3 protein-coding genes and 1 pseudogene are annotated in these 5774 nt (G+C 71.3%); 2 read left to right on the top strand and 2 right to left on the bottom strand.

All coding sequences use genetic code 11. The annotated features are described in order from the left end of the window. Nucleotides 1-581: pseudogene (locus BJG92_RS13930) on the top strand (serine/threonine protein kinase); the annotation flags it as partial. A 25-nt stretch (nucleotides 582-606) separates the two neighbouring features. Here BJG92_RS13930 and BJG92_RS13925 read toward each other — a convergent pair. Then, nucleotides 607-1509, bottom strand: coding sequence for a TIGR01777 family oxidoreductase (locus BJG92_RS13925; protein ID WP_232084588.1), 903 nt, complete (start codon nucleotides 1507-1509; stop codon nucleotides 607-609). Between the two features lie 74 nt (nucleotides 1510-1583). Here BJG92_RS13925 and BJG92_RS13920 point away from each other — a divergent pair, with 74 nt between their 5' ends. Beyond that, the gene (locus BJG92_RS13920; protein WP_232084587.1) at nucleotides 1584-5180 is read left to right on the top strand and encodes a S41 family peptidase; all 3597 of its coding nucleotides are present in this window, start codon (nucleotides 1584-1586) and stop codon (nucleotides 5178-5180) included. A 104-nt stretch (nucleotides 5181-5284) separates the two neighbouring features. Here BJG92_RS13920 and BJG92_RS13915 read toward each other — a convergent pair whose 3' ends face one another. Next, on the bottom strand, nucleotides 5285-5713 hold the full coding sequence (locus BJG92_RS13915; RefSeq protein WP_232084586.1) for an OsmC family protein: 429 nt from the start codon (nucleotides 5711-5713) through the stop codon (nucleotides 5285-5287). Nucleotides 5714-5774 lie beyond the last annotated feature (61 nt).

Genomic DNA, 5774 nt, shown 5'->3' with positions numbered 1-5774 from the left:
CTGCTGCCCTCGGCTGCAAGGGACTCCAGCACGGGCTGGCGGCCGGCGGCCGCCTGCCCGTGCTGGAGTCCCTTGCAGCCGAGGGCAGCAGACCGGGTCCGACGTCGGGCCCGCCGGCCGGGCAGATCGCGGAAGCGGCACCGGACGCTGTCACGGTGCCGGTGGACCTGCAGGCGCTGCTGGCGTCCACCGATCCGGCTGAGGCGGTCCGCGGGCTGGCCCGGCTCCGGTCCCTGGCCTTGAGTTCGGGGGACTTCAGGCTGCTGGAGCAGGTCACCGTCCCGGCGTCGCCCGCTGCGGAGGCGGACGCCCGGATCAGGGCCCGGCTCACAGAGTCCGGCCATGTGCTCGCGGGTTTCCAGACCGTCCTGACCCGGGTGGAAAGCTCCCCGGACGGCGGCCCGTCCCGGTCGGTGGTGGCAGTCAGTGCGGCAACCACCCCCTATCAGGAGCAGGATGGCGCCGGGACGGTCGTGGCGGGCGCCGGCGCCGGTGCTCACCAGCGGTTGCGGCTGGTCCTGGTGCCGGTCGGGGGCCGCTGGCGGATCCAGGAGATTCTGCCGGGAACTGCTGCCGGCTGAGTACAGGCAGGACCCCTGGACCGGCTCAGTGCCGGTCCGTGGCCCCCGCCACCCAGGCGGCGGCCTGTGCCAGGGACGGGTGCTGCCATTCGAAGCCTGCTGCGCTCAGGACAGCCGGCTCCATCCGCTGGCTGGCAAGCAGCAGCTCATCGGCGAGCTTGCCGATCACCAGGCGCAGGACCGGTGCGGGGACGCGCAGTACCGCCGGCCGGTGCAGGGCCCCGGCCAGCTGGGCGATCAGCGAGTTGACGTCAGCGCTTTCCGGGGCGCAAAGGTTCACTGGCCCGGACACCGGGGCCGCGAGCAGGAAGGCGAAGGCGCCCGCGACGTCCGGAAGAGTGACCCAGGGCCAGTACTGCCTCCCGTTGCCCAAGGGGCCGCCGACGCCCAGGCGGAGCAAGGGCATGAGGCGGCCCAGCGCTCCGCCGGAACGGCTCAGGACGACGCCGGTGCGCGGGGTTACCACGCGGACGCCGGCGGGGGCCTCGTGCGCGGCTGCCTCCCAGTCGGCGCAGATCCCGGCCAGGACGCCGGTGCCGGCGGGGGCGTTCTCGCGCAGCACCTGCGGGCCGGCGCTGCCGTAGTACCCGGAGCCCGACTGGCTCAGGAAGACCGCCGGCGGCGTCTCCAGCCGCCCCATAGCCGCCGTCAGCGTCCGCGTCGCCCCCAGCCGGGAGTCGCGGAGTTCGCTGATCCGGGCACTCGTCCAGGGCCTGTCGCCGATGCCGGCGCCGGAAAGGTTGATGACGGCGTCGGCGCCCCGAAGGGCTGCGTCGTCGATGCGGCCCTTCGCAGGGTCCCACCGGAACTCGGCGGAAGAGGCCGGCGACCGCCGGACGAGCGTGCCGACGTCGTGCCCCGCGCTGCGCAGGGTGCTGGAAAGGGCGGTTCCGATCAGCCCGGAGGCTCCTGCCATGATGATTCGCATGATCCATCTCACCATGCCCGGCACGGCCGGGACACCTCCCCGGGGCGAAGGGCGGTGTTGACTATGATCAAACGATGACTTCTTCGAGTTACTTCCGTTTTCCGCATCTGCACGGCGATCTGGTTACTTTCGTGGCCGAGAATGACGTCTGGATTGCGCCCCTCGGGGGAGGCCGCGCCTGGCGTGTCTCCTCCCTGCAGCTGCCCGCCCGCAATCCCCGGTTCACCCCCGACGGCAAGCGGCTGGTGTGGACGGTCGTGCAGGGGACGGCGCCGGAAGTCGTCACGGCGGATGTCGACGGCGGCGGCTACCGCCAGCTGAGCTACTTCGGCCACAGTTCCACACGGGTCAAGGGGTTCACCCCCGCCGGGGATGTTGTGGTGACCAGTGCGTTCCGGCAGTCCGACAGCCGCCTCACGTACGCCTACAGCCTGCCCGTGGACGGCGGCTGGGCCAAGGAGCTCCCGTTTGGGCCGGTCGAGTCCGTGGCCTTCGGCCCCGTCCTCGGTGACGAACGGCCCGTCGTCCTGGCCAGCGTGCTCTCGCGCGAGCCGGCCTGGTGGAAGCGCTACCGGGGCGGCACCGCCGGCAAGTTGTGGATTGACGGCGACGGCAACGGCGAGTTCGAACGCCTCGCTGCCGAACTGGACGGCAACCTGACCGACCCGATGTGGGTGGGGGGCCGCATCGCGTTCCTCTCGGACCACGAGGGCTACGGCAACCTGTACTCCGTGCTGCCGGACGGCAAGGACCTGCGCCGACACACAGACCACGAGGACTTCTACGTCCGGCACGCCGCCACGGACGGGCGCCGCGTTGTGTTCGAAGCCGCCGGAGAGCTCTGGCTCCTGCCGGACCTCGACTCGGAGGCCATCCGGCTTGAGATCTCGCTCGGCTCCGCCTCCCAGGCCCGCCGTGCCGCGCCGCTGAAGGCCTCCCGGCACCTGGGCGACGTCGCCCCGGACCGCACCGGCGGATCCAGCGCCGTCGAAGCCCACGGCACGCTCCACTGGCTGCGGCACAAAGACGGCCCGTCCCGCGTCCTGGAAGCAACGCCCGGTGTCCGGGCGCGGCTGCCGCGGCCCTTCGGCGAGGGCCGGATCGCCTACGTCGCCGACCACGACGGCGTCGAGGCGCTCTACCTTAAGTCCGTCGCCGCACCGGTCCCCGGCGGACACCTCCCCGGCGGAGACCTGACGGGCGGAGACCAGGCTGCCGCCGCGCCGCAACCTTCCGCCCCCGCGGCCGAGTCAGAGGCCGGAACGCCGCTGCCCCGGCCGGTCCCGGCCGCCTCGCTGACCCGTGCCGACGCCGTGACCGCGGCAGCTGTGCCCACGGCCGCACCCGGGCACGACGGCGCTGGTTCGGACGGCGCTGGTTCGGACGGCGCTGGTTCGGACGACGCTGCTTCGGACGGCCGCTCCGACGGCCGCTCCGCGGGGAGTACGCCGGCGCAGGACGGCGGGGCCTTCGCGCCGCTGACCAGGATCGACTTCCCCAAGGCCACCCGGGCCAGCGCCATCGAGGCCAGTCCGGACGGCAACTGGCTCGCCGTTGGCACCGCGTTTGGCGACGTCTACCTCGCCGACGCCCGCAACGGCACCATGTCGCTCGTGGGCAGCATCGGCGAGGGCAGCATCGACGGCTTCAGCTGGTCGCCGGACTCGGCCTGGCTGGGCTGGTCAGAGCCGGTGACTTCCTTCGGCTCCCGCAGCCGGCTGCGGATCACCGCAGTCAACGGTGCCGGCGCCGCTGCGGAGGGGGCGCGCACCATCATCGACGTCACGGACGGCCGCTTCCGCGACGAATCGCCGTCGTTCACCCCGGACGGCAAGTACCTGGCGTTCCTCTCCAACCGCAGCTTCGACCCGGTCTATGACGGGCACTCCTTCGACCTGTCCTTCCCCAGCCCGATCAAGCCCTACCTCGTGGCCCTCGCCGCTGATACGCCGTCGCCCTTCGGTCCTACCGTCGACCTGCAGGACGGCGCCGGCACCGTGACTGACGACGGCGCCGAACCCAGCGCGCCGGACCACGTGCCAGCCGTCCGGGTCGACGCCGACGGCCTCGCCCACCGCGTGATCAGCGTCCCCGTGCCGCAGGGAAATTACTCCCACCTCACCGCCGTCGCCGGGGCGCTGCTCTGGCTGGACAGTGAACTCACCGGGACCACCGGCGAAGGCCGCGCCAGCCTCGAGGATAAGAGTGCCGCGCCGAGCCTGGTCCGCTACGATCTCGCCAAGCGCCGCACGTCCACGCTGGTAGAGGCACTGGACAGCTACCGCCTCTCTGGCGACGGAGAAAAGGTCGTGTTCCTCCAGGACAAGCAGATCCGGGCCGTGCCGGCCGGCGCCAAGGCGGACGAGGACTCCGGCGAGCTCGTCAAGGTGGACCTGGGCCGCATCCGGGTGCTGTTGGACCCGCTGAGTGTGTGGGGCCAGGCCTTCGACGAGGCCTGGCGGCTCCAGCGCGACTTCTTCTGGACCGAAGACATGGCCGGCCAGGACTGGGACTCGGTGCACGCCCGCTACCGGCCCCTGGTGGACCGGCTCGGGTCCCACGATGACCTCGTGGACCTGCTGTGGGAACTGCATGGCGAGCTGGGCACGTCCCACGCCTACGTGCGGCCGATGGCCGTGTCGGAGAACGGCAGCAGCCCGCAGGGCCGCCTCGGCGCGGACCTTGAGTTCACCGGCACTGGCTGGGAGATTACCCGCATCCTGGCCGGGGAATCGTCTGACCCGCTGGCCACGTCGCCGCTGACCCGGCCCGGCGCCGACGCCAAGCCCGGCGACGTGCTGCTGGCCATCGACGGCGTCGAACTCACCGCTGCGCTGACCCCGGCGATGCAGCTGGTCGGAGCGGCCGGCCGCGCCGTCGAACTCACCCTGCGCAACGGCGCCGGGCACGGACCGGCCGCTGGCGCCCAGCGCCGCGTGGCCGTGGTTCCGGTCAAGGACGAGGAACGCCTGCGCTACCAGGACTGGGTAGCCGGCAACCGCCGGACCGTCCGCGAAGCCTCCAACGGAACGTTCGGATACCTCCACATCCCGGACATGTTGGCTAACGGCTGGGCCCAGCTTCACCGTGACCTCGACACCGAAACGGCCCTGGACGGGCTGATCGTGGACGTCCGCCGCAACCGCGGCGGCCACACCTCCCAACTCGTGGCCGAGCTCATCGGCCGCAAAGTCACCGGCTGGAGCATGCCGCGCGGAGAGAAACCGCGGACCTACCCGCATCATGCACCGCGCGGCCCGGTGATTATCCTCACGGACGAATTCGCCGGTTCCGACGGTGACATCATCACCCAGGTCTCCAAACTGCGGGGGATCGGTCCCGTCATCGGCACGCGGACGTGGGGAGGGGTCGTCGGCATCGACAACCGCTTTGCCCTGGCCGACGGCACGGGGGTCACGCAGCCGCGCTACGCCACGTGGTTCTCCGGGGGAGTGGGCTGGGGCGTCGAGAACTTCGGCGTCACCCCCGACATTGAGGTGACGTTCCCGCCGCACGCCTACGCCGCGGGCGCGGACCCGCAGCTGGAATACGGCATCGGCGCGCTGAAGGAAATGATCCAGGAACTGCCCACCGACCGGCCGCCGCTGCGGGAAGGCTACCGCACGGTCCGGCCGGCCCCGCTCCCGGCACGCCAGCAGCACGGGCAGTAGCTGAAAGCAGTTATAACCGGCGAAGGCCCCCGGTCCCTGAACAGGGAACGGGGGCCTTCGCGGTTGGCGCTCGAGGGGTTTGCCTCAGGGGCTCGCGTCAGGGGCTAGGAGGCCAGGGTGGCGTCCAGCGTGATCTTGATGCCGGTGAGGGCGGCCGAGACGGGGCAACCGACCTTGGCTTCCCCGGCGATCCGCTGGAATTCATCTTCCGTGATTCCGGGGATCCGCGCGCTGACGGTCAGATGGCTGTCCGTGATGCCGGTGCCTGGCACGAATGTGACATCGGACTTGGTGTTGATTTCCTCGGGGGCGTGACCCGCTTGGGCCAGGGCGAGGCTGAAGGCCATCGAGAAACAGGCAGAGTGCGCCGCGGCGATGAGCTCTTCGGGGCTCGTTTTGCCCTCGGAGGCCTCGGCGCGCGCCTTCCAGGTCACATCGAAGTTACCGAGTCCGGAGCTGTCCAGGGTCGTGTTGCCGGCGCCCGCCATCAGGTCGCCGTTCCATACAGTGTGTGCGGTGCGTGTTGCTGCCATGTCCACTCCTCAAGGTCGTTCTTATCCCACGGGTCCGGTGATCCGCCGGATCATGCCGTGT

The sequence above is a fragment of the Arthrobacter sp. SO5 genome (assembly GCF_020532805.1).
GTDB lineage: Bacteria > Actinomycetota > Actinomycetes > Actinomycetales > Micrococcaceae > Arthrobacter.
This window is presented reverse-complemented; position numbering and strand designations above follow the sequence as displayed.

Coding starts and splice junctions, on each gene's coding strand:
- BJG92_RS13915 (WP_232084586.1), bottom strand. CDS start 5,713: ATGGCAGCAACACGCACCGCACACACTGTATGGAACGGCGACCTGATG.
- BJG92_RS13920 (WP_232084587.1), top strand. CDS start 1,584: ATGACTTCTTCGAGTTACTTCCGTTTTCCGCATCTGCACGGCGATCTG.
- BJG92_RS13925 (WP_232084588.1), bottom strand. CDS start 1,509: ATGCGAATCATCATGGCAGGAGCCTCCGGGCTGATCGGAACCGCCCTT.